Annotated in this window: 22 protein-coding genes and 1 tRNA gene; 14 read left to right on the forward strand and 9 right to left on the reverse strand. The window is 71.8% G+C overall.

Going from position 1 to position 22,507, the window contains the following annotated elements; translation table 11 throughout:
* Window positions 1–107 precede the first annotated feature (107 nt).
* The 4 genes from DEFCA_RS0112355 to DEFCA_RS0112370 all read right to left on the reverse strand — a co-directional run bounded on the left by DEFCA_RS0112355 (window position 108) and on the right by DEFCA_RS0112370 (window position 6,326).
* A complete protein-coding gene (locus DEFCA_RS0112355; RefSeq protein ID WP_025323333.1) occupies window positions 108–551 on the reverse strand; it encodes a hypothetical protein in 444 nt (147 codons plus the stop codon).
* A gap of 2 nt (window positions 552–553) precedes the next feature.
* Window positions 554–2,734 carry a hypothetical protein gene (locus DEFCA_RS0112360; protein WP_025323334.1) on the reverse strand — a complete coding sequence of 727 codons (2,181 nt, stop codon included), beginning with the start codon at window positions 2,732–2,734 and terminating at the stop codon, window positions 554–556.
* Window positions 2,735–2,963: 229 nt separating this feature from the next.
* Window positions 2,964–3,767 (reverse strand): hypothetical protein, encoded by an 804-nt coding sequence (locus DEFCA_RS0112365; protein WP_169709575.1) that lies wholly within the window; start codon window positions 3,765–3,767, stop codon window positions 2,964–2,966.
* A 492-nt stretch (window positions 3,768–4,259) separates the two neighbouring features.
* The gene (locus DEFCA_RS0112370) at window positions 4,260–6,326 is read right to left on the reverse strand and encodes an AfsR/SARP family transcriptional regulator (RefSeq protein ID WP_025323336.1); all 2,067 of its coding nucleotides are present in this window, start codon (window positions 6,324–6,326) and stop codon (window positions 4,260–4,262) included.
* Window positions 6,327–6,624: 298 nt separating this feature from the next.
* Between DEFCA_RS0112370 and DEFCA_RS21565 the strand changes: the two genes are divergently transcribed.
* The 10 genes from DEFCA_RS21565 to DEFCA_RS19580 all read left to right on the forward strand — a co-directional run bounded on the left by DEFCA_RS21565 (window position 6,625) and on the right by DEFCA_RS19580 (window position 16,650).
* Window positions 6,625–7,665: a precorrin-8X methylmutase gene (locus DEFCA_RS21565; RefSeq protein WP_084319161.1), complete on the forward strand. Its 1,041-nt coding sequence runs from the start codon at window positions 6,625–6,627 to the stop codon at window positions 7,663–7,665.
* Window positions 7,662–8,819 (forward strand): cobalt-precorrin-5B (C(1))-methyltransferase CbiD, encoded by a 1,158-nt coding sequence (cbiD, locus tag DEFCA_RS0112380; protein ID WP_025323338.1) that lies wholly within the window; start codon window positions 7,662–7,664, stop codon window positions 8,817–8,819. Before DEFCA_RS21565 ends, cbiD begins: the two co-directional genes overlap by 4 nt.
* Window positions 8,816–10,012: a precorrin-6y C5,15-methyltransferase (decarboxylating) subunit CbiE gene (gene cbiE / locus DEFCA_RS22305; RefSeq protein ID WP_025323339.1), complete on the forward strand. Its 1,197-nt coding sequence runs from the start codon at window positions 8,816–8,818 to the stop codon at window positions 10,010–10,012. The genes cbiD and cbiE overlap by 4 nt, the downstream gene beginning before the upstream one ends.
* Before the next feature lie 235 nt (window positions 10,013–10,247).
* Window positions 10,248–11,045: a precorrin-4 C(11)-methyltransferase gene (gene cobM / locus DEFCA_RS0112390; RefSeq protein ID WP_245693476.1), complete on the forward strand. Its 798-nt coding sequence runs from the start codon at window positions 10,248–10,250 to the stop codon at window positions 11,043–11,045.
* Window positions 11,046–11,071: 26 nt separating this feature from the next.
* The gene (locus tag DEFCA_RS0112395) at window positions 11,072–12,178 is read left to right on the forward strand and encodes a cobalt-precorrin 5A hydrolase (RefSeq protein ID WP_025323341.1); all 1,107 of its coding nucleotides are present in this window, start codon (window positions 11,072–11,074) and stop codon (window positions 12,176–12,178) included.
* A 58-nt stretch (window positions 12,179–12,236) separates the two neighbouring features.
* A complete protein-coding gene (locus tag DEFCA_RS0112400; RefSeq protein ID WP_025323342.1) occupies window positions 12,237–13,226 on the forward strand; it encodes an MASE3 domain-containing protein in 990 nt (329 codons plus the stop codon).
* Window position 13,227: 1 nt separating this feature from the next.
* Complete coding sequence (gene cobJ / locus DEFCA_RS0112405; protein ID WP_084319167.1) at window positions 13,228–13,971, forward strand: precorrin-3B C(17)-methyltransferase; 744 nt, start codon at window positions 13,228–13,230, stop codon at window positions 13,969–13,971.
* 371 nt (window positions 13,972–14,342) lie between these two features.
* On the forward strand, window positions 14,343–14,621 hold the full coding sequence (locus DEFCA_RS0112410; RefSeq protein ID WP_025323344.1) for an ACT domain-containing protein: 279 nt from the start codon (window positions 14,343–14,345) through the stop codon (window positions 14,619–14,621).
* Between the two features lie 204 nt (window positions 14,622–14,825).
* Window positions 14,826–16,190, forward strand: a complete 1,365-nt coding sequence (locus tag DEFCA_RS0112415; protein WP_025323345.1) for a PFL family protein — start codon at window positions 14,826–14,828, stop codon at window positions 16,188–16,190.
* A 46-nt stretch (window positions 16,191–16,236) separates the two neighbouring features.
* Window positions 16,237–16,650 (forward strand): hypothetical protein, encoded by a 414-nt coding sequence (locus tag DEFCA_RS19580; protein WP_025323346.1) that lies wholly within the window; start codon window positions 16,237–16,239, stop codon window positions 16,648–16,650.
* On the opposite strand, the gene DEFCA_RS0112425 is transcribed toward DEFCA_RS19580, so the two are convergent.
* Window positions 16,621–17,136, reverse strand: a complete 516-nt coding sequence (locus tag DEFCA_RS0112425; RefSeq protein ID WP_025323347.1) for a YIP1 family protein — start codon at window positions 17,134–17,136, stop codon at window positions 16,621–16,623. The two genes, DEFCA_RS19580 and DEFCA_RS0112425, sit on opposite strands and share 30 nt — an antisense overlap.
* 459 nt (window positions 17,137–17,595) lie before the next feature.
* Between DEFCA_RS0112425 and DEFCA_RS0112430 the strand changes: the two genes are divergently transcribed.
* Window positions 17,596–18,060: an aminoacyl-tRNA deacylase gene (locus DEFCA_RS0112430; protein WP_025323348.1), complete on the forward strand. Its 465-nt coding sequence runs from the start codon at window positions 17,596–17,598 to the stop codon at window positions 18,058–18,060.
* Between the two features lie 2 nt (window positions 18,061–18,062).
* Window positions 18,063–18,254: a hypothetical protein gene (locus tag DEFCA_RS0112435; protein WP_035802919.1), complete on the forward strand. Its 192-nt coding sequence runs from the start codon at window positions 18,063–18,065 to the stop codon at window positions 18,252–18,254.
* A gap of 42 nt (window positions 18,255–18,296) precedes the next feature.
* Here the strand turns inward: DEFCA_RS0112435 and DEFCA_RS0112440 are convergent, their stop codons facing one another.
* The 3 genes from DEFCA_RS0112440 to DEFCA_RS0112450 are packed head-to-tail and all read right to left on the reverse strand — an operon-like array spanning window position 18,297 to window position 20,079.
* Window positions 18,297–18,632, reverse strand: a complete 336-nt coding sequence (locus tag DEFCA_RS0112440) for a peptide chain release factor family protein (RefSeq protein ID WP_025323350.1) — start codon at window positions 18,630–18,632, stop codon at window positions 18,297–18,299.
* Complete coding sequence (locus tag DEFCA_RS0112445; protein WP_025323351.1) at window positions 18,632–19,210, reverse strand: cyclase family protein; 579 nt, start codon at window positions 19,208–19,210, stop codon at window positions 18,632–18,634. Before DEFCA_RS0112445 ends, DEFCA_RS0112440 begins: the two co-directional genes overlap by 1 nt.
* 5 nt (window positions 19,211–19,215) lie before the next feature.
* A complete protein-coding gene (locus tag DEFCA_RS0112450; protein ID WP_025323352.1) occupies window positions 19,216–20,079 on the reverse strand; it encodes an HDOD domain-containing protein in 864 nt (287 codons plus the stop codon).
* Between the two features lie 217 nt (window positions 20,080–20,296).
* Here DEFCA_RS0112450 and DEFCA_RS0112455 point away from each other — a divergent pair, with 217 nt between their 5' ends.
* Window positions 20,297–21,679 carry a dipeptidase gene (locus DEFCA_RS0112455; RefSeq protein ID WP_025323353.1) on the forward strand — a complete coding sequence of 461 codons (1,383 nt, stop codon included), beginning with the start codon at window positions 20,297–20,299 and terminating at the stop codon, window positions 21,677–21,679.
* Between the two features lies 1 nt (window position 21,680).
* Here the strand turns inward: DEFCA_RS0112455 and DEFCA_RS0112460 are convergent, their stop codons facing one another.
* A complete protein-coding gene (locus tag DEFCA_RS0112460) occupies window positions 21,681–22,277 on the reverse strand; it encodes a response regulator (RefSeq protein ID WP_025323354.1) in 597 nt (198 codons plus the stop codon).
* Between the two features lie 124 nt (window positions 22,278–22,401).
* On the opposite strand from DEFCA_RS0112460, the gene DEFCA_RS0112465 reads away from it, so the two are divergent.
* Window positions 22,402–22,477: transfer RNA gene (locus DEFCA_RS0112465), tRNA-Ala, on the forward strand.
* Window positions 22,478–22,507 lie beyond the last annotated feature (30 nt).

Genomic DNA, 22,507 nt, shown 5'->3' on the forward strand with positions numbered 1-22,507 from the left:
CCGGGCCGCGGGCGCCGGCGCCCCGATCACGGAAGGCAGGTGCAAGTGCAAGGTCCGAGGTCCAAGGTGCACGGAACCGATCACCGATCACGGATCACTGTTCCCCGTCACTTCACGAAATACCGCACCGCGGGCACCTCGATGTCCCCGGCCGGCTCGTCGATACGAAGGGTCACCCAGTGGGTGCCGGGCTCGAAGGTGGGCAGAGGCGTGTCCTCCCCGGTCTCCAGAACAAGGGTCGTGCCGTAGGTGACCAGGTGCTGGACCTGCTCCAAGGGCCGGCCGTCCACGAGCCAGGTGGCCCGAAACACCCCGTTGCCCGAGAGATTGATGACCGCCCGGGCGCGGATCCGGCCGTTGCGCTCCACCGTGGCCGACCCAAACCCGTTGTCGAGGGTGATCTCCACCCGGGTCAGGGTGAGGGGGCCGGTGGTGGCGCCCCCTGTCACCCGTAACCGCGGGGCAACGGGAGCCGCGGAGTCGGGCCGGGGGCCCCCGGCACACCCCGCGAGGGCGAGCACCACCCACCACCCGACCGCTCTCCTCCACATGGTCACCACTCCGTCTCGGCGCCGAAGCGGTACGGGGCGCCGAAGTTGAAGGTGAGGAAGGTCAGGTACTCCTTGCTGTCGTTGGCGTCGTCGAGCCGGTCGTCCACCCGGTTGTACTCGCCGGTGACCGCCAGCTGCACGTCGACCCAGTCGGCCCCGGCCAGCAGCCGGTCCACGTTCCACGCCAGCCGTACGCTGCCGCCCGTGGTCACCGTGTCCACCGACCCGTCGCTCGCGTCTGCGAGCTGGTACGACACCTGTCCCGACAGGTCGACCCACTCGGGCCACACGGGCACGGCCAGGGTGAGGGAGGCCAGGCGGGACCGGTCGGTCTTGGCGTCGGTGATCGATTGGTTGAACGAGAGGCTGAGGTTGGCCGAGCCGGCGGAGCCCGACAGCCCGGTGGTCAAGGTGACTGACCGGGTGTCGGTGTCGTTGCCGGCGGCGGAGCGGTCGTCGAGAAAGCCGAGGCTGCCCCCCACGGCGCCGCTCCACGGCCCGTAGGCGTGGGCCAGGTTCAGGGACACCTGCTGGTTGAGGTTGTCCACCCCCGTGGTCCCGGGAGGCTCGTCTCGGCTGTCCTGACGAGCGATGCCGTACCCGAGGTTCATCGACACCCCGCGGGTGCCCCGCCAGCCCAGGCTGGTGTTGCCTGACACGCTGCGCACGATGGGCTTCGAGGCGTCGCGGCCCACGTTGTCTTCGGTGAACGAGCCCGAGACCGCCCACGACGCCGGTCCGATCCGGGTGGAGAATCCGCCGTCGGCCCCCTGCCGGTCTCCGGTGAAGCTCGGGGCGGCGATGGTGGCGTAGTCGGTGCCGTAACGCAGGTAGCCCAGGTCAAGGGTGCCGAACCCCAGGTCGCTGGTGAGCCGAATCTCCCAGGCCGCGTCGCCCTTCTTGCCCTCCCCTGCTGAGGTGTCGTCATCGAACCGGCTGTACGCGTACTGGCCGTCGAGACGTACCGGGCCCCAGGCGCTCTCCACCCGCACACCCACGGTGTCCCCCTCCTGCGGCCCTCCGTTGCTCTGGTCGTACGCGCCCGAGGGGCTCTCGTTGCGGCCCGACAGCGCCGTGAGGTGGAAGTCCAGATGGCCGTCGGCAAGCAGCGGACCCGCCACCGAGACGCCGTAGGTCTGGCTCTCCCGTCCGGACGAGAACAGCCCCGACTCCCACCCGTCCACGGTGTCGGTGCGCACGTCGAACGCGCGGACCTCGGCCCGGCCCACCTTCAGGTGGAGCTGGGCTCCCCGGCGGGACAGCCCGGCCACGGTCAGGGGGGTCTCGTCCACCGTGACGTCCCCGAGCTCGAGCCGCTGCTCGCCGTAGGCGGCTTCGAGCCGGAACCCCGACGAGAGGGTGAACGGGTCGGGGGCGTCCTTGTCGTACTGGAGGTTCACCCCCGAGAACCGAACCCGAAACTCCCCCTTCTCCGCGTAGGCCTCCACGTTGAGGTTGCCCGACAGGCGGTCGCCGGAGGCTCCGCCCCGGCTGCGGGCGTTGTAGCCGTAGTTGAACGACAGGCTTCCGTTGAGCCCCAGGACCCCCCGGGGGCCCCCTGCCGGGGTCCCGGTCACCCGGACCGGCACCTCCACCCGCCGGCCTGCCCTGTCCTCGGCAGCGAACACGTGGGTCCCCGGCTCCAGGTCCGCGGGGGGGGGGTAACGAACGGTGTCGCCTCGGACCTCCACCGCACCGGTCACCTCGGCACCGTCGAGAAAGTACCGGGTGCCACCCCCGACCGGCCCCGATCGGAACACCAGGGGCTGGCCGCCGGCGATCGGACCGCTTCCGGCCGGGGCCAGCACCGGAGCGGGGCTGGCAGCCACTTCGAGGCGGTACGGGTTGTAGCGGGGGTGGGAAGGGGGGTCCGTGACCACCCGGCCGTCGGCGGTGCGTACCTCCAGGTAGTACTCCGTTCCCGGGGGAACGGCGGCGCTCGCCGGCAGATCCACGCGGACCCGTCCCTGCTCCACCGCCGCCGGCACCGACAGGTACCGCCGGGCTCCCACGGCCCGGTAGTAGACGGTGGCCGAGACGACCCGCGCCACCGGCTCGGCCGTCCACCCGATCGGCTGCCCGGCCGGGTGCGGTCCGGCCGGAGGCAGCGCGGCCGCTGCGTCGCCGGCTGGGGCGGCCAGCATACACCACACAGACACGAGCACCCCCACCGCCCTCACCATGGCAGACTCCTTGCCGACCTCGCCTTCTCAGTAACTTCCGCTAGGACGCTGGGAGGCTTGAAAACCTCCAGATTTCCCACACGTTCCAGGCAGTACCATGCCTCTTCGCCTCCACCCCATGGTCCGGGGGGGCAGGGGGCCTGGTGCGGCGCCCGCCCGCTTAGCCCGCAGGTGCCCAAAACTTCTAGTTTCTGGTCTCTAGTTGCTGTTCTCCGGCCCCCACGGGGGATCACGGCTTGGCATCCTTGGCATAGAGCACCCCGTCGAAGTAGTACTCCCGGCCCTCGTAAGCCGTTCCTCCCTCCCGGTGGACGACGTAGGGCACCACGGTTCGGGTCCCGTCCGGGTACCGGAGCACGAGCTCCCCCTGTTCGAGGGTGCCCCGGACGCTCCAACGCCCGGAGGAGGTGCTCCTACCGAGGGAGCTGCCGTCCTCGGCGGAGCCCCCAGGCTCCCGACCCGTGGTAAACGTCCCGTCCGCCCGCATGGCCACGGTGCTTTCGCTGGCGGAGCGCTGGCTCGAGACGCCGTGTTGCTCGAAGTGCCACCACACCCCCACGAAATGGGCCGCAAGATCCTGGTCCGGTGGGAGGAACCGCAGGCTTTCCACGACCCGCATTACCACCGCCCGGTACGCGGGCCCGTAGCCTTCGGGGGAGGTCAGGGCCAGCACGGTGGCACCGCCGCCTTCGGGGGCCAGGGCCATGGCGGCCCACCCCAGGAGGGAGGAGCGATCGGCCGTCCCTTCCACGGGGCCGCCCAATGCGTCTTGGGCCAGCTCTTCCGGAGCGCCTGCCGGCGCGAGCCGCAGGCCTCTTTCGGCAATCCCCGCGGTGAAGACTCGGCGCATCTCTTCCACGGTGCCGGCACCGTGGCCCCACACGAGAATCACGCCGGGGATCGTGGCATGGCCCAGGAGCACCCCCCCAAGGGTTGCCCGAGCCGTCCAGCCCGCGGGGGGGCGAAACGCGAAGCCTGCCGAGCGCAGCACCACCTCGCGCGGATCGGCCGCGCCGTCCCCGTCCATGGTCACGGCCGCGCCCCCCAAACGTTTGCAATCCTGTTGAACCTCGCGGCCCCCCGCAGTCCGGGCCCGAACCGACGGCGCGGGCGACGGCATGCGAGGGCGAAACGATCGGATGCGGCGCTCGCGCCCGGCCGGAACCGGGCGCCCACCCCGTACCCTGGCGATACGTGTAAAGGCCTTAGTGACTTTGGTCTTCGGTCGCCAGTCATCGGTCTCCGGTCCCGGGTCTCCGGCCCGCTAAGCGCCCTGGCGGCTCCCGAGCCCCCTTGGCACCGCCATCGATCCGCGCGCTGGATTGCGCCCCCCTTTCGACCCCCTCCCGGTGACCGCTCCCGCGTTCGGAGGGTGGGGCTCCTCGGCCGGGCATCCGCCCCGCAGAAAAGCGGTTGGGCCGCCTCGCCACGGGTCTCGGTCTCCATAAAGTACGGGGGGCGGGGTCTCCAGAGGGTAACAGGTTTGGGAACGTGTACCGTTTTTTCGAGAAACTTTGAGGGAGGGTCAGCGGGCGCGCGCTCGCAGGGCGGTCAGCTCGGGACCGGGCTCCGTGTCCAGAATCTCGCGCAGACATGCCTCGGCCTCGGCGAACACTCGGAGGGCCTCTGCGGGGTACCCCTGGGAGAGGAACAGCTCCATGCGTCGGGCGTACAGGCGCTCGGCCCCGGGAACGAGGGCGCAGGCACGGGCCAGCAGATCTAAGGGGTCAGGGATGTCAGCGCCCGCCAGGCAGGCCCGACCCAGGGCATCCACGGTTCGAACGTACAGGTTCCTGAGATCGTTTCTCCGCCGGACGAACGCTCCCCATCCGTCGTCCTGGGGTAGGAAGTCCCCTTGGTACAGCTCGGCGGCCCGAAGCAGCTCGGCCGGTGCCCCGGAGCGATGCGCGTCCCGGGCGGCGTGCTCGAAGGCCAGCGCGTCCACGGCCACGGTGCCCTGGGCCAGGGAGACCCGGCCCCACCGGAGATGGATCCAACGGACTCGGCCCTCCGCATCCACCACCCGGCGCAGCCGGGCCAGGGCGGTCTTGAAGTTGGCGTACCCCCGATCCCCCTCGGAGTCGGGCCAAAGATCGAGGATGAGCTCGGCGGTGGGCACCTTGTGTCCCCCCAAGGCCACGATGAGCTTGAGCAAGGCGAGCGTCCGGCTGGAGCCCCATCGCCGATCAAATATCGGACGACCTTCGAACCTCATCTCGAACCGTCCCAGGGTCCGGATCTCCACCGTGGCCTCGCTCTCCCCGGCGGTCCAGGTCTCGGCCCGGGAAGGTCGCAGCTTCCGGCGCATTGTCTGCTGGAAGACCTCGTCCCGAAAGGGGGTCCAGAGGACCTCCTCCCGCCCGCTTTCGGGCAGCAGCCTTCGCGCGGCTTCGCTGTTCCCGCGCCCCAGGCTGATGGCCGCGAGCTCCACCTCGGCGGCCCTCGCGAAGAACCCGAACCCCCATTCGCGCGACCGCTGCCGCGTCTCTTGGAGGTGGGTCTCGGCCTCGGCCGTCTCCCCGAGCTCGGCCAGGGCTTGGCCCCGAAGCACGGCGTTCATGAGCTGGGGGACCCGGCTGTGGCACGCTCGGGCGAACTCCAGCCCCCGATCCGCGTGGATCAGGGCCCGGTACGGCCGACCCGAGCGGAGGTAGGCCGTGCCGAGGCTGAAGTGGAGGAACGCTCCGTGAAACCGGTTGTGGAGGGCCAGGCTGAGCTCCCGCACGTGGGTCTCCAGAGTGGGCTCGGGGAGGCCGCCCCGTACGAGTGTCTCTGCCATGAGCTGGTAGCTCGCCATCTGGAGTCGCATGGACAGCGGCTGCTCCGCCGTGGGGAGCACGGATGCGGCCCGGCCCAGGGTGACGAGAGCCTCTGCGGGCCGGCCCGTACCGCACTGCAGGATACCTTGGACCATGGGGAAGTACGCCCTGGCGTGGGATCCGGGGGACGCGCCCGCCGCGTGGACCGCGGCGTCGTCCATGACCACCTGCGCCTCCGTGGGCCGACCGGTCAGGAGAAGGGTGAGGGCCCGAAGAGCCGTGCCGTACAGAACCATCTCCGGGCAGGCCGCCTGGTGGGCGGCCAGCGACTGAGCCCGAAGGGTCTCCAGGGCACGGGGTGGGTCCCCGTCGCCGAACAGCCGGAAAAGCCCCAGAAAGGCAAGCAGGTGGGCACGGGCCTCGGGGCAGAGCCCCCGGCTCAGCAGATCCTCGACGCGGGACATCCAAGGGGGTGCCGCGTCGAAGTCGGTGCCGAAGTCCCAGACCCCGGCCAACGCCAGCCCCGCGGCCATGGCGGCCCCGTCCCAGTCCCGGGTGGTGTGGAGCAGCCGGTACGCGGCCGCCACCGGGCGAAGGGCCCGCTCCAGGCCCCGCTCGAACGGGGGTGGAGAGACCGCTCCGGCCAAAAGATGCAGCCGGGGCGAGAGCCCCGGCCCCCCCCAACCTAGATGGGGCTCCAGGTAGTGGGCGATCCGCCGCAGGTCCATCCGGAACCACCACTGGGGGCCCACGGTGGCAAGCTTCGCGGCGTAGCCGCGCCGGTCCCCCTTTCTCGCGAGCTGCTGGAGCTGGGCCTCGGCGGACAGCGACATAGGATGGAGGCCGGGAAGGGCGGGTCCCGGTGCGGATCGGGGAAAAGAAGCCCCACCGGCAGCATCCGGCCTCCGCCCGACCGGACCGTAAGGCGGTGGAATGAGAAAGGGACGAACAAAAGATGCAAGAACGGCTCCGGGTCTTCTCTCCCCACCGGAGAGGTGAGGGTACCGCACAAACAAGAGAAAAATAGTTCCACTAAACGGCACTCTCGTTCCCTTTTGGTTCGCTTGACCGCCGCGGCCGGGTGTGTGAGCATCGGCGCCGGATCGTCCCCCTGATGCCCGGAAGGTCGCCTTGCCCCACGCCGTATTGTTCCTCGCCCACGGAAGCCGCAGCGCCGATGCCAACCGGTTCGTGCTCGAGCGGGTGACCGAGACGAGGGCCCGCCTGCCGGGTTGGACGGTGGAGGCGGCGTTCCTGCAGCTGGCCCAACCGGGCCTGGACGAGGCGCTGGGCCGGCTGGCCGGGGCCGGTGCCCACCGGGTGGCGGTGGTCCCGCTGTTCCTGGCCCCCGGGAACCACGTGTCCCGGGACCTGCCCGCCCGGGTCCGGCGGGCCGCGGCGCGCCATCCCGGCCTGGAGGTCGTGGTCACGCCGCCGCTCGGCGTCCAGCCCAGGGTCTGGGCGGCGGCGGCCGAACTGGCCCAAAGCGCCTTGACCGATTCCGTTCCCCCTGGAGAGCCGCCCATGCAACGATGGGGTTACGACGTCGCCCCCCACGAGATCGAGATCCGAAGCTTCGAGATCATCGAGTCGTTGGCCGACCTCACCCGGTTCGCCCCGGCCGAGAAGGCCCTGGTGCAGCGGGTGATCCACGCCACCGGGGATCCCTCGTTCGCCGACCTCCTGGCCTGGTCCCCCGGTGCGGTGGAGGCCGGGGTCGAGGCCTTCCGGGCCGGCGCCCCGGTGGTGACCGACGTGGAGATGGCCCGGGCCGGGGTGAGCAAGGCCCGGGCGACGAAGCTGGGCTCCGAGGTCCACTGCTTCCTGAACGCCGCGGGGGTGCCCGACGAGGCCCGGCACCGGGGGCTGACCCGCTCCATCGTGGCCACCGAGCGGGCCGCGGCCGCCTGCCCGGATGCGGTGTTCGCGTTCGGCAACGCGCCCACGGCCCTGTTTCGGCTCCTGGAGCTGGTGGACGAGGGCCGGGCCCGGCCTCGGCTGGTGATCGGGGTGGTGGTGGGGTTCGTGGGCGCGGCCGAGTCCAAGGAGGCCTTGATGGCCCGGTCCGACCTGGCGTGGATCGCGGTGCGGGGGAACAAGGGCGGCAGCAACGTGGCCGCGGCCTGCGTGAACGCCCTGATGAAGACCGCCTTGGAGGGGGCTCCGGCGTGAGCCGCAGGCTCCGGTCCGGGTTCACCACGGGGGCGTGCGCCGCGGCCGCGGCCAAGGGCGCGGCGCTCCGGCTGTTCGGACGGGCCGTGGAGGCCGTGGAGCTCCCCCTGCCCTGGGATCGGCCCGAGGCCAGGCCGGTCCGGTTCGCCCTGGTGAACCCCGAGGCCGGCGAGGGATGGGCGGCCTGCGGGGTGGTGAAGGACGCGGGCGACGATCCCGACGTGACCGACGGCCTGGAGATCCGAGCCACGGTCTCCCTCGATCCGCTTCCCCCGGGGGTGCGCCGCCACGACCACACCGGCCCGGCCTGCTCCCTGGAGGCCGGAGCGCCGGGGACGGTGGTTCGGATCGACGGCGGCGAAGGGGTCGGCCGGGTGACCAAACCCGGGCTCGCGGTTCCCGTGGGCCAGGCCGCCATCAACCCGGTGCCCCGGCGGATGATCGAGGCGGCCGTGCGGGAGGCCCTGGCGACCGCAGGGTTCGAGGGACGGGCCGCGCTCCGGGTGGTGATCCGGGTGCCCCGGGGCGAGGAGGTGGCCCGCAAGACCCTGAACGCCCGGCTGGGGATCCTGGGCGGGCTCTCCATCCTGGGCACCACCGGGATCGTGGTGCCCATGAGCCACGACGCCTGGCGGGCCACCATCGACGCGGCGCTCGACGTGGCCCGGGCCGTTGGGCTCGCCCGGGTGGTGCTGGCCCACGGCCGGTCCAGCGAGAAGGCGGCCCAGGCCCTGTTCGCCGACCTGCCCGAGGAGGCGTTCGTGCTCATGGGGGATCACGTGGGCTACGGCCTGGACGCGGCCGCCCGCCGGGGCCTGGCCGTGGTGCTGGCCGGACAGTTCGCCAAGTTCTGCAAGGTGGCGGCCGGGGAGTTCGCCACCCACGTGAAGGACTCGCGCCTCGACAAGGCCCTGATCGCCCGGCTCCTGGCCGAGGCGGGGTTCCCCCCCGACCGGGCCGAGGCGGCCCGGTCGGCCAACACGGCCCGGGAGGTGTTCGAGCGCCTGGCGGCCGAGGGCGACCGGGGGGTGTTCCGGGCCCTGACCCAACGGGTGGCCCGCAGGGCCTGGGAGCGGCTGGGCGGCCGGGTGCCGGTGGAGGCCGTGCTGTTCGGCTACGACAAGTCCGTGCTCGCGCGGGAGGGGGCGCCGTGAGGGTGCTGGTGGCCGGGGTGGAGCCCGGCGCCCGGGGACTGGCGGCCGAGGTCGCCGAGAGGATCGCCCGGGCCGACCTGCTCGCCGGGTCCCGGCGGCACCTGGCTCTGGTGCCCGGGTTCCGGGGCGAGATCCTCCCGTTCGAGGATCACCGGGTGACCGACGTGGTGGCCCGGATCGGGGCCGATCCGAACCTGCGGGCGGTCCTCCTGGCCTCGGGGGATCCCGGTTTCTTCGGCGCGGCGGCCCTGGTGCTCCGGCGGTTCCCCCGGGAAGAGGTGGAGATCGTCCCTGCGGTCTCGTCCATGCAGCTCGCGTTCGCCCGGGCCCGGGAGCCCTGGAGCGACGCCCGGTTCGCGAGCCTCCACGGCCGCCCCCTGGAGAACCTGGCCCCGCTTCTGGGGGAGCGGCGGATCGGGGTGTTCACGGACGCGGAGAACTCCCCGGCCCGGATCGCGTCGTTCCTGGGGGACACGGGGTGGGACGACTACGAGATGGTGGTGGCCGAGGACCTGGGGCTCGCCACCGAGAGGGTCACCCGCGGCCCGGTGCCGGAGTTCCGGGATTGGACCGGCTCGGACCTGAACGTGGTGCTCCTGCTTCGAAACGGGGTCCCGGCCCGGCCGTTGGGCCCGGGGGTCCCGGACGGGGCGTTCTCCCACGACCGGGGGCTGATCACCAAGCGGGAGGTCCGGGCCGTGGCCCTGGGGCTCCTGGACCTGCCCGAGGCCGGGGTGCTGTGGGACGTGGGGGCCGGGTCGGGCTCGGTGGCGGTGGAGGCGTGCCTGCTGCGGCCGGCCCTGCGCGTGTACGCCGTGGAGAAGACCCCTGAGGGCGTGAGCCACATCCGGGAGAACCGCCGCCGGTTCCGAGCCGCCGGGCTCGTTCCGGTGGAGGGGGAGGCACCCGGCGCGCTGGAGGCGCTGCCCGACCCCGACCGGGTGTTCGTGGGCGGAAGCGGCGGCCGGCTCGCGGCCGTGCTGGACGCGGCCTGGGGGCGGCTCCGGCCCGGCGGGGTGCTCCTGGTGGCGGCCGTGCTCCTGGAGACCCTGGCCGAGGCGCTCGCGTGGACCCGGGCTCGGTCCCTCGAGCCCGAGATCACCGAGGTGCGCGCCAGCCGCTCCCGCCCCGTGGCCGGCCGACACCGCATGGTGCCGGAGAACCCGGTGTGTTTGGTGAGGCTGGAAGGCTAGAAAGCTAGAAGGCTGGAAGCGAAAACCTTTTGGCCACAGATGGACACAGATCGACACGGATTTTCTGTTTGGAGTGTAGGGGCGATTCGTGGTGTGCGCTTGCCCAATCCCCTTCGACCTGTGCCCATCTGTGTAAATCTGTGGCTAACAAATGACCGACGACCGACGACCGACGACCGAAGTTCCGACCGACGACCGAAGTTCTTCCGCCGTCCGCCCCGGCGAGGTGGTGTTCGTGGGAGCCGGACCGGGGGACCCCAAGCTGATCACCGTGGCCGGCCGCGAGGCCGTGGAGGCGGCCGACGTGATCCTGTACGCCGGAAGTCTCGTGAATCCAGCGGTTCTCGCGTGGGCCCGGCCCGGGACCGAAATCCACGACACCGCCCCCCTGGACCTGGACCAGACGACCCGGATCTGTCTCGAAGCGGCCCGGGCCGGCCGGCGGGTGGTGCGGCTCCACACCGGCGACCCCTCGCTCTACGGCGCCATCCAGGAGCAGATCGCGCCCCTCGAGGCCGCGGGAGTCCGCTGTCGGGTGATCCCCGGTGTGAGCTCGGCGTTTGCCTCGGCCGCGGCATTGGGCACCCAGCTCACCCTTCCCGGGGTCAGCCAGACCGTGGTGTTCACCCGGCTGGCCGGCCGGACCCCGGTGCCCGACGAGGAGTCCCTGGACCGGCTGGCCGCCACCGGGGCCACCCTGTGCGTGTTCCTGTCGGTGGGCCGGATCGACGAGGTGGTGGAGGCCTGCCTCCGGGGGGGGCGCCCCCCGGAAACCCCGGCGGCCGTGGTCCACCGGGCCTCGTGGCCCGATGGGTCGTGGGTCACCGGTACGCTCTCGGACATCGCCGAAAAGGTCCGGGAGGCCGGGTTCCGGCGGCAGGCCATGATCCTGGTGGGCGAGGCCCTGCGACCCCGGCTCCAGGGCTGGGACGGCTTCCCCCGGTCCAAGCTCTACGACCCGGGGTTTCGTCATGGCTTCCGGTGTCAGGGATCAGAGGGCAGAGGACAGAAAACAGGGGAAACGGACCCCTGACAGGCTCCCCGGGCAAAGGGCACCGAATGTCCACACAGCTTCACGCCGTCGCCCTCACGCGGGCCGGGGCGGACACGGCCCGGCGCCTGGCCGAGGGGCTGCCCGGGTGCCGGGCCTGGGTGCCGGAGCGGTATGCCCGGGAAGGGGACGAACCCCTCCGGGAGCCGGTCGCGACGCTCCTGGCCCGGCTCTGGAAGGAGGCGGAGGGGTTTTTCCTGGTCATGGCGGCCGGCATCGCGGTTCGCGCCATTGCGAGTCTTCTGGAGGACAAGACCCGGGACCCGGCCGTGGTGGTGCTCGATCCCGACGGCCGATTCGCCGTGCCGATCCTCTCGGGTCACCTGGGCGGGGCCAACAACCTGGCCCGCCGGGCGGCCCGGGTTCTCGGCGGGACGCCGGTCATCACCACGGCCACCGATGCCCTCGGAAAGCCGGCGATCGAGGTCTGGGCCGAGGAGCGGGGGTTCCGGTGGGAGCCCCGGCAGGGGCTCACGACCGTGAACGCGGCCCTGGCGAACGGGGAGCCCCTGGGGGCCTGGGCCGATCCCGTTGCCGGGGGGCTTCCCCTCCTGGACGGGATCGGGGACCATCTGGACCGGGCCACCGAGAGCGAGGAGGAGGCGCGGGGGTTCCCCGGGGTGCTCCTGGCGGTGTCCCCCCGGCTGCGGCCCGAGCTGGGGGCGGCACTGTACCTCCGGCCCCCGTGCCTCGTGGCCGGGGTGGGGTGCCGCCGGGAGGCCGACCCCGGCGAGGTCGTGGAGGGGATCCGCGCGGCGCTCGACCGGGCCGGCTGGAGCGAGCTGAGCCTCGCGGCCGTGGCCACGGTGGACGCCAAGGCCGACGAGCCCGCCCTCCACCGCCTGTCGGAGGAGCTGGGGGTACCGCTTCGGGTGTTTCCGGCCGAGGTGCTGGAGGCGGTGGAGGTGCCGACCCCTTCCGAGCGGGTCCGCCGGGCCGTGGGCACCCCCAGCGTGGCCGAGGCCGCGGCCTTGGCCGCGAGCCCCGGCGGCCGGCTGGCGCTCCCCAAGGTCAAGGGTTCCACCTGGACCCTGGCCCTGGCGGTCCAACCCACACACGGGAGCTCATCAAGCGGGGCGGGGCGAAAGGCCACCAGACATGAATGCCGCGATTGATCGGTTTCGGCCGGGCCCTTACCAATGGAAAGGGTGGGCGATCGGGGCGGCCGGCGCGATGGTCGCGCTGGTCTGGCTCAGCCGGGTCAACTACCTGCTGTTCCACAGCCTGGTCGAGCTGTTCGCCGTGGTGGTGGGCACCTGCCTGTTCCTGATCGCCTGGCACTCCCGGCACCGGATCCAGAACGGGTATCTTCTGTTCGTGGGGATGGCCTACCTGTGGGTGAGCCTGATCGACCTCGTGCACACCCTGGCCTACTCCGGCATGGGGGTGTTCCCGAAAGCGGGAGCAAACCTCCCCACTCAACTGTGGATCGCCGCGCGCACAACCGAGGCATCGGCTCTCGTTGGCGGGGCGTTTTTTGCTGACACCCGCCGGGTGCGCCCCGGGCTCGTTTTCATGGGGTACGGGATCGCCACAGCCGTTCTGCTGTTCCTGATTGCCATCGGTGAGTTCCCCGATTGCTACCTTGAAGACCGGGGCCTCACGCCTTTCAAGAAGTCCATGGAGTACCTGATCAGCGGGGTCCTGGCAGCCGCAGTGGGGCTTCTATGGAAGCGGAGTTCGTCTTTTTCCCGCTTTTCGTTTCGTTTGGTCCTGTGGTCGATCGTCCTGACGATCTTTGCCGAGATATCGTTCACGTTCTACATCTCCGTTTTCGGCTTCTCGAACCTCGTGGGCCACATCTTCAAATTCGCCTCCTTCTTCTTGATCTATCTCGCCCTGGTGCGGACGGCTTTCGAGGAGCCGGTAAAAATCCTCTTCGCGGAATTGAAACGCCGGGAGGAAGACCTTTCGGCCGAACGTGACCGCCTGCAGGAGGCGTTGTCCCAGGTGCGCACCCTGGAGGGGCTGATCCCGATCTGCGCGGGGTGCAAGAGGATCCGGTGCGACGAGGGGTACTGGCAGGAGGTGGAGGTGTACGTGCGGGACCGGACGCCGGCCGACTTCACCCACAGCCTCTGCCCCGACTGCGCCGCGCGGCTGTACCCAGAGCTCCATCTGGACCGTTCGAACCGAACCGACCCCGAGAAGGGAGAGAGCTGAGGTGCTGTTCATCGTGGGCATCGGCCCGGGCGGCCGCGACCACATGACCCTTCGGGCCCTGGAGGCGGTGGGGTCGGCCGAGGTCGTGGTGGGCTACACCAAGTACATCGACCTGCTGGGCGACCTGGCCTCGGGCAAGGACGTGGTGGCCACCGGCATGACCCGGGAGGCCGAACGGTGCCGGGCCGCGGTGGAGGCCGCACTGGCGGGCCGGCGGGTGGCCGTGGTATGCACCGGCGATCCCGGCGTGTACGCCATGGCGGGGCTCGTGTTGGAGCTGCTGGAGCGCCTGGACCCCGGGGGCTCGGTGCCGGTGGAGATCGTGCCCGGGGTCACCGCGGTGAGCGCGGCGGCGAGCCTGCTGGGCGCGCCCCTGATGACCGATTTCGCGGTGGTGAGCCTGTCGGACCTGCTGACCCCTTGGGAGGCGATCGAGCGGCGGCTGGAGGCGGCAGCGGCGGCCGACTTCGTGGTGGCCCTGTACAACCCCCGCAGCCGCAAGCGGGTGCGCCACCTGGAGCGGGCGTGCGAGATCCTCGCCTCCCACCGTGGCCCCGACACCCCGGCCGGCATCGTGCGGCACGCCCTGCGGCCGGGCCAGGAGGTGCGGCTCACCACCCTCGGTGAGGTGCCCGGGGAGGCGGTGGACATGATGAGCGTGGTGATCGTGGGCAACCGCTCCACCCGGCGTTGGCGAGACTGGCTGATCACCCCCCGGGGCTACGAGCTCGAACAAGGGACGTGACCGCCCCCCGGGCCGAGGGGCGCGAGGGGCCCTCGGCGTCCGGCCGGCGGCAACAACAGGGTCGGAAGGCCCGGAAACGATTCAAGGCCTTCTAGCTTTCTCGTGTCGTGGTTCGCAAGTTCGTGCATTCCCGGGGGCGGTGGGGCTGGGGCCCCTCCTTCGCTGAACGGCCTCGCAGGGGCCGCCTCGGCGCGGTCCGCTGCGGCGCGTGAGAGCACGCGCCGCAGCCGCTCCCCTGGCGCCGGGCGGCCCGAGCTGCTCGGCCGTCGCGCTTCGTCGGAGCCCCCAGCCCCACCGCCGGAATGGATATGCTTTGTTGTGGAACGGAACACCAGCTTCCAGCTTTCCAGCCGTTCTCAGGAGTGACCCCCATGGCCCGCAAGATCGTGGTGACCGTGCTCGGCAGGGACCAGGTGGGCATCGTGGCCAAGGTGGCCACCGCCCTGGCCGAGGCCACGGTGAACATCGAGGACATCAACCAGAAGATCCTCGGCGGAGACATCTTCGCCATGACGCTCCTGGCCGACATGGAGAAGAGCCCCTTGAGCCTGGCAGAGCTGTCCCGCGCCCTGGAGGAGGCCCTGGAGGGCATGGGGCTCAAGGTCATGGTGCAGGATGCCGAGGTGTTCCGCTACATGCACCGGGTGTAGGGGAGCCAGGGATCAGAGGACAGAATTCAGGCATAGGGCGGCCCGTGGCCGCCGGACACGTGCCGATCCGGGCCCGACGGGTGCCCCCCGCCGGCGGAGCCGCCGCCCTGAAGGCCGTAGGTCCGGCGCGCGCGGCGCGCCCTATGCGCTGGAATCAGGAGGTTTTCGGCCTCCTAGCCTCCCAGCCTTACCAAAGGAACCCGCATGCGCTTTTCGAGCGAGGAGATCCTCGAAACCATCGGCATGATCGCCGAGGACCGGCTGGACGTGCGCACGGTCACCCTCGGCATCTCGCTGTGGGACTGCTCCGACCCCGATCCCCGGGCGTGCGGCCGCAAGGTGGCCGACAAGATCCGGGCCCGGGCCGGCCGGCTCGGGGAGGTGGCGACCGTTCTCGAGGCCGAGTTCGGGATCCCCATCGTGAACACCCGGGTGAGCCTGACCCCTCTGGCCTGGGTGGTGCCCCGGGCCGAGCCCGAGGCGTTCCTGGAGGTGGCCCGGGCCGTGGACGAGGCCGGTGCGGACGTGGGGGTGAACTTCGTGGGCGGGTTCTCGGCCCTGGTCCACAAGGGCGCCACTGAAGTGGACCAGGCCCTGATCCGGGCCGTTCCCCGGGTGCTCGCGGAGACCGAGCGGCTGTGCTCCTCGGTGGTCCTGGCCAGCACCCGCACCGGCATCAACATGGACGCCTGCCTCGAGATGGGCCGGATCGTCCGGGAGACGGCCCGGCTCACGGCCGACCGGGACGGGATCGGTTGCGCCAAGCTGGTGGTGTTCGCGAACCCGGTGGAGGACAACCCGTTCATGGCGGGGGCGTTCCTGGGCCCGGGCGAGCCCGAGGCCACGGTGCTCGTGGGGGTGAGCGGGCCGGGCGCGGTGCGCCGGGCCCTGGAGGGGCTCGCTCCGGACGCGGACCTGGGGCAGGTGGCCGAGACCATCAAGAAGACCGCGTTCAAGATCACCCGCATGGGGGAGCTGGTGGGGCGGGAGGTGGCCCGCCGGCTGGGGGCCCGGTTCGGCATCCTGGACCTGTCGCTGGCGCCCACCCCGGCGGAGGGGGACAGCGTGGCCCGGATCCTCGAGGCCATGGGCCTGGCCCGGGCCGGGGCGCCGGGGTCCACCGCGGCCGTGATGATGCTCAACGACGCCGTGAAGAAGGGGGGCGTGTTCGCCTCGTCCTCGGTCGGGGGGCTCTCGGGAGCGTTCATCCCGGTCAGCGAGGACGCGGGCATGATCCAGGCGGCGGCCGAAGGGGTGCTGACCCTGGAGAAGCTCGAGGCCATGACCGCGGTGTGCTCGGTGGGGCTCGACATGGTGGCCGTTCCGGGCGACACCTCCGCCGAGACCCTGGCCGGGATCATCGCCGACGAGATGGCGATCGGCGTGGCCAACGGCAAGACCACGGCCGTGCGGATCATCCCGGCTCCGGGCAAGGTCGCGGGCGACCGGGTCCGGTTCGGGGGGCTGCTGGGCGAGGCGCCGGTGATGCCGGTGAACCCCACCTCCTGCGCCGGGTTCGTGCGGAGGGGCGGCAGGATTCCGGCTCCCATCCAGGGGTTCCGGAACTGAGGGCCGGCGTGGCATCCGCGACCCGCCGCCATCGGCCGGAGATGCCGTGAGAGCCGTGCGCTGGATCCTGTACGGGCTGGCGGCGGCGGCGCTCGCGGCCGCGCTGTGGCTCGCGGCCTCCACGATCCGGTTCGTGGTCGGGTCGCAGCCGGTCACGGGCACGGTGGTGGCCCGGGAGAAGGTGGGGATGCGGTCCTGGGCCGTGGTGGTGGAGTACCCCTCCCCCGGGGGAGGATCGGCCCGAACCACGCTGGAGGGGTACTACAACGACGCCGCCCACGCCCCCGGCGCCCGGGTGGCCCTGCGGGTGGCCGGGGCTGACGCCCGGCCCGCGGCATGGGAGGACCTGGCGATCCCGCCGATGATCGCCGGCCTGCTGGCGGGCGTGCTGGCCTGGCTGGCCGCCCTGCTCCGTCCGGCTCCGAAGGGGTCACGCGCCTCCGAAGAGCCACACGAGTAGCCCCACCGCAAACCCCTGCACCACCCACGCCAGCAGGCTCACGCCCGCGGCCCGGGCCGTGCTCTTGTAGTCCAGGGCCTGCCGCACGGCCACCACCATCGCCGCGATGGTCCACACCCCCGCCACCAGGTGCATCACCCACTGGAGCGCCGGAACCACCCCCACCACCCGGATCAACCCGGGGGAGGCCGCAAACCCCACCGTGCGCAGCAGCTCGCCGTGGTCGGCCCGGGTCTCGGCCTCGGGGAACAGACGGGTCCCGATCCAGTACGCCAGGTACGCCCACACGTACCATCCGGCCAAGGCGGCCAGGGTGCCGCCCAGGAGGCCGAGCTGGCCGTACCCCCCGATCCCCCCGGCCAGGCTCGAAAGGACCACCACGCCCACGGCCTGGCCCACGGCCGAGCGGTCGGCCTCCACCTCCTCGTACAGGTTCGGGTCCAGCTTGGCCGCCCGCACCACGCGGCTCAGAAAGGTGCTCGGCATCGGATCTCCCTCCTTATACCAAGTTGCGTTCAAAGCAAGATCCATCCCGGGGGGGCCGGGGCAAGGAGCCTGGTTCCGGCCGTGCGTGAGTGCAGCATCCGACTTACGCCGCACCCGGCACTCAGCCCTATGCTCCTTGGACGCTGGGAAAACGAACGTTGACAAGGCATGTTCGGGATTGTCGCGAGGCAAACATCGGCTGAGAGCCGGGTGCGGCGACTGTAGGAGCCACGCCCGGCGCTCCACCAGGCTCCTTGCCCCGCCGGTTCAGGGGTCTGATGGCTTTGAACGCAACTTGGTATTACTCCCCGCGCCCGGAACCACCACCGGAAGCCGGTATGTTGGGTGCCTGGCTCCTTGCCGTCAAGCCGCCCGCGCGGCGATCGTTGAGCGGGGGGCCGGGAAGGTGGTAAACGGGGGTGCCCCTCCGAAGCCCGCTCGATCGGAAGGATGGATCCGATGGCCACGACCCCTGCGATCCGGTTCCTGAGGCAGAAGAAGATCCCCCACGAGGCCCGGGAGTACGACCACCGGGTCAAGGGAGCCGAGTACGCGGCCGAGGCCCTGGGCTGGCCGGTGGAGGCCATGGCCAAGACCCTGGTGGTAGCCCTGGGCGACCGCCGGTTCTGCCAGTGCCTGCTCCCGGGTCACCGGGAGCTCTCGCTCAAAAAGCTCGCCCGCCTGGCCGGGGTGAAGTCGGCCCGCATGGCCACGGTGGACGAGGCCGAGAGGCTCACCGGGTATCGGGTGGGGGGCATCAGCCCGTTCGGGGTGAGAAAACCCGTGCCGGTGTGGGTCCACGGCTCCCTGATGGAGTGCGAGACCATCGGGGTCAACGGGGGCCGCAGGGGGCTGATCGTGTTCCTCTCGCCCCATGACCTCGTGTCCGCGCTCTCGGCCCGGATGGCCGATCTGGCGACGTGACCATGGCGAACCCACGGGCCGAGGAGGTCCGCCTGAGGTACCTCTACCGCTCGCTGATCCTGAGGGGAAGGCTCCGGCTCCCGCCCAAAGCGGCCCGGCCGTTGGTGGGCCCGGACTGCGCCTACCACCTCTACCGGTACGAGACGGGCCGGAGGCCCGACCGGCCTTCCGAAGAAGAACGCGGGAGGAAGTAACGCCCGGTCGTGCAGGACCCGAGCGGAGCCTCACCGGCCCCCTTATTCCTCCCCCCGTCGCATCGCCTTCTTGCGGCTGTGCAGGCGCTTCTCGCGCAGACGACGCTCCCTTGCCGCCCGGCCCGGCCGGGTAGGAATGCGGCGCTTTCGCCTCCTGCGGCGTCGACGGAGGGCCTCGGCCAGGCGCTCCAACGCGATCCGGCGGTTCTCGGCCTGGCTGCGGCGCTCGGTGGCCGTGACCACGATGCCCGTGGGGAGGTGCCGGATCCGCACCCCGGTCTCCCGGGTGTTCCGGTGCTGCCCGCCGGGGCCCGAGGCCCGGAAGAACGTGATCTCCAGGTCCTCCTCCCGGAGCAGGGGGCGATCGGGATCGGCCATCAGGTACCCTCGGGCCGCCACAGGGCCCGCACCGGCGCGCCGTCGCCCCCGGCCACGGCCAGGGGCAGGCAGTACAGGGTTCCGGGCCCGGCCGGGGCGCCCTGGAGCCGCAGGTTCTCCACCACGGCGAGCCCCGCGCCCAGCAGGATCCGGTGGGCCGGAAGCTCCGCGGCGCCCACCGGGTCCACGCTGGGCCCGTCCACGCCCACCAGTCCCACTCCGGCCTCCACGAGGAGCCTCGCCTCGTCGGGTGTGAGCCCCCCCTCCCCCACCCCGCGGACCAACACCCGGGGCGGCAGATGGGCGGCGGCGCCGAGCTCCCCCCGCTCCACGAGCACGGCCGGCCCCACCCACAGGTCCAGCGGCAGCCGGTCCAGGGTGGTCCCCTCCGGCATCAGGTGGGCCGGGGCGTCCACGTGGGTGCCGGAGTGGGTGCCCAGGTCGAGGCGCCGGGCCCGGTAGCCCTCGGACTCCAGGGAGGCCACGAGCCTCACCCCCACGGGCCGGTCGCCCGGGTACACCGGAGTCTGGGGTGAAAGGGGGTGGGTCAGGTCGTAGAGGGGTGCCGGCCGGTCCATGGACCTTAGTATATCGTGGTGTAGCCGGAGAACACGATCTCCAGGGTCTCGTCGAACCGGTCCTCGGCCTCCGGCAGCAGGGCCGTCAGCTCCTCGTGGGTCAGCCCGGCCGCTGCCCAGGCCTCCGGCAGCACGGGGAACGCCTCCCCCGGCTCCACGCACAGGATGCCCGGCTGGCGCACGCTGGCCGCCGCGTTGGCGATGTGGACCCGGGCGGCGTCGGCCGCATGGGCCTCGGCGAGATGGGGCTCGTGGTGGAACGCCACGGGCTCCCACAGGCTCTGGGGGAGCCCCCAGTCCGACAACAGCCGCGCCCCCACGTCCGCGTGGGTGAAGCCGAGCACCTCCTTCTCCACCTGATGGAGCCGCTCCCACCCCTCCCCGTCCGCCTCGAGCACGGCCCGGGCCCGTTCCGGCTCCAGGTGCAGGAGCACCAGCCAGCCCACGTCGTGGAGCAGACCGGACAGGAGCAGCCGCTCCCGGCCGGTGCGGCGGGAGCCGGGGGCCAGCGTGGCCGCCACGGCTGCCGCGTACACGCTGTGGCGCCAGAACGAGTCCATGCTCACGTCGGCAGCGGGCACGTTCCGGAACGTCTCGGCCGCGGCCGTGGCCACGGCCAGGGCCCGGACCTCCTCCCGGCCCAGCAGCGCCACCGCGTGGGTCACGGTCTCCACCCGGCGGGGCAGGCCGTAGAAGGCGCTGTTCACCAGCTTGAGCACCCGGGCCGCCAGGGCGGGGTCCGCCCGGAGGGTCTCGGCCACGTCCTCGGCCGTGGCCCGGTCGTCGGAGATCACGTCGTTCAGGCGCAGGCACACCTCGGGCAGCGACACCAGCCCGCCGGCTCGCTCCACGAGTTCGTCCAGGGTCATGGCGGCACCTCGGTAACTTCGGTCGTCGGTCAAAAGGCCGTGGGTCGTCCGGGGCCATCCGGGTCTCTTTTCGGCTCGTGGGCGCCCCGGCTCAAGGTGGCGACGGTGGGGTTCCTGCGGTTCAACAAAGAAAGCGGCACCGGTCTGGCAATGCTTTCGCCAGGATCGGTATCATCGGTCGGCGCGGAGGATCGCGACGGAGAAAGGAGGCAGGTCCATGGGCGAGGCGGGTCCGGTCCTGGAACGGTTGGAGGCAAGACGCCAGGAACTCCTCGAGGAGCTTTCCGAGTTCCTGCGCATCCCCTCGATCAGCGCCGACCCCGAGCGAGCGGCCGATGTGGCCCGGGCCGCCGAGTGGCTCGCGGCCCGCCTGGCCCGGGCCGGCTTCGAGGCCCGAGCCGAGCCCACCGGCGGTCACCCGGCCGTGGTGGCCGAGTGGCGGGGAGCTCCGGGCAGGCCCACCATCCTGCTCTACGGCCACTACGACGTGCAGCCGGCCGATCCGGCCGACGGATGGACCTCGGACCCGTTCGAGCCCACGGTGCGCGACGGCTGCCTCGTGGCGCGCGGAGCCACCGACGACAAGGGCCAGCTATTCTGCCACCTGGCCGCCCTGCGGGCCCACCTGGAGCTCTACGGGCGGCTCCCCGTCAACCTGGTGGTGCTGTTCGAGGGCGAGGAGGAGGCCGGCAGCGAGCACCTGGAGCCGTTCCTGGAGGAGAATCGGCAACGGTTCGCGTGCGACGCGGTGGTGGTGAGCGACTCCGGCCGACTCGACCCGGCGGTGCCGGCGATCACCTACGGGCTGCGGGGCCTGGTGTACCTGGAGGTGATCCTCCGGGGCCCCAACCGGGACCTTCACTCCGGCACCTTCGGCGGGGCCGTGGCGAACCCGGCCAACGCCCTGGCCCGGCTCGTGGCCTCGCTCCAGGACGACCGCGGCCGGGTGACGGTGCCCGGGTTCTACGACCGGGTGCGGCCCCTGGAGCCGTGGGAGCGGGACGCGTTCGCCCGCCTGCCCTTCGACGAGGCCGCCCTCTGCCGCGACCTGGGGGTGGACTCCCTGCCCGGGGAGGAGGGCTTCTCGGTGCTGGAGCGGGTCTGGGCCCGGCCCACCCTGGACGTGAACGGCCTCGTGGCCGGGTACACCGGAGAGGGGGCGAAAACCGTGATCCCGGCCGAGGCCCGGGCCAAGGTCTCGTGCCGATTGGTGCCCGACCAGGATCCGGAGGAGATCGCCGATCTGCTGGAAGCGTGGCTGAGGGAACGCGCCCCGCAGGGGTGCCGGGTCGAGGTTCGGCGCCTCCACGGCGCCCGGCCGGTGCTCGTGCCGGTCCGAGGCCGGTTCATGGACGCGGCTCGGAAGGCCTTAGCCCGGGGGTTCGGGGCCGAGCCGGTGCTCATCCGGGAGGGGGGCTCCATCCCCGTTGTGGAGACGTTCCAGCGGCTCCTGGGGGTGCCGGTGCTGCTCCTGGGGTTCGGCCGGCCCGACGACCGCGCCCACGGCCCCGACGAGCGGTTCCACCTCTCCGACCTGTGGGCGGGCATGCGCACCAGCGCCTGGCTGTGGCACCTGCTGGCGGAGGGAGGGGCCGAGTGAGCTAGCCGAGCCCGTTCTCCTCCTTCCAGCGCTCGGCGCAGTCGGGGCACATGCCGTGGGTGAACTCCAGGCCGGCGTGGGTCTTCAGGTAGAACTCGAGCTGGTGCCAGTAGTTCTTGTCGTCGCGGATCTTGTGGCAGACCATGCAGATGGGCAGGAGCCCCCTCAACCGCCGCACCTCGTCCAGGGCCTCCTCCAGCCGATGGATGCGGTCCTCGAGCCGGTCGTGGAGCTCGACCATCCGCTGGCCGGCACGGATCCGGGCCAGGAGCTCCTCGGGCCGGAACGGCTTGGTCAGGTAGTCGTCCGCGCCGGCGTCCAAAGCCTGGACAAGGTCGGGGAGGGCCTCCTTCACGGTGAGCATGATGAGGTACGCGTAGGGCCGGTCCGGGTCGGACCTGACCCGCTCCACCAGCTCCAACCCCGACAGCCGGGGCATCAGCCAGTCGGTGAGGACGATGCGGTGGTGGGTGGCCTCCAGGGCGTCCCAGGCCGCCTCCCCGTCAGGGGCCAGGTCCACCTCGTATCCGGCGGCCAGCAGGGTGTGTTCCACGATCTGCAGGGTGGTGGGATCGTCGTCCACGATGAGTACGCGCATCGGGCAACCCTCCGCACAGGAGTTGGGCTTTCCGATCGACCTCGCCCGGGCCAAACTTGAGCGGAAAGGGCGCGTCGGGCATTGACACCCCCTGCCGGGTCTGGTAAAAAGCCGATTCTCTCGTGGGGCCGTAGCTCAGCTGGGAGAGCGCTTGAATGGCATTCAAGAGGTCGTCGGTTCGATCCCGATCGGCTCCACCATGAGCGAACGAAGGGCCAGGCGGAAACGCC

Origin of the sequence: Deferrisoma camini S3R1, from assembly GCF_000526155.1 — a bacterium.
GTDB classification, from domain to species: domain Bacteria; phylum Desulfobacterota; class Deferrisomatia; order Deferrisomatales; family Deferrisomataceae; genus Deferrisoma; species Deferrisoma camini.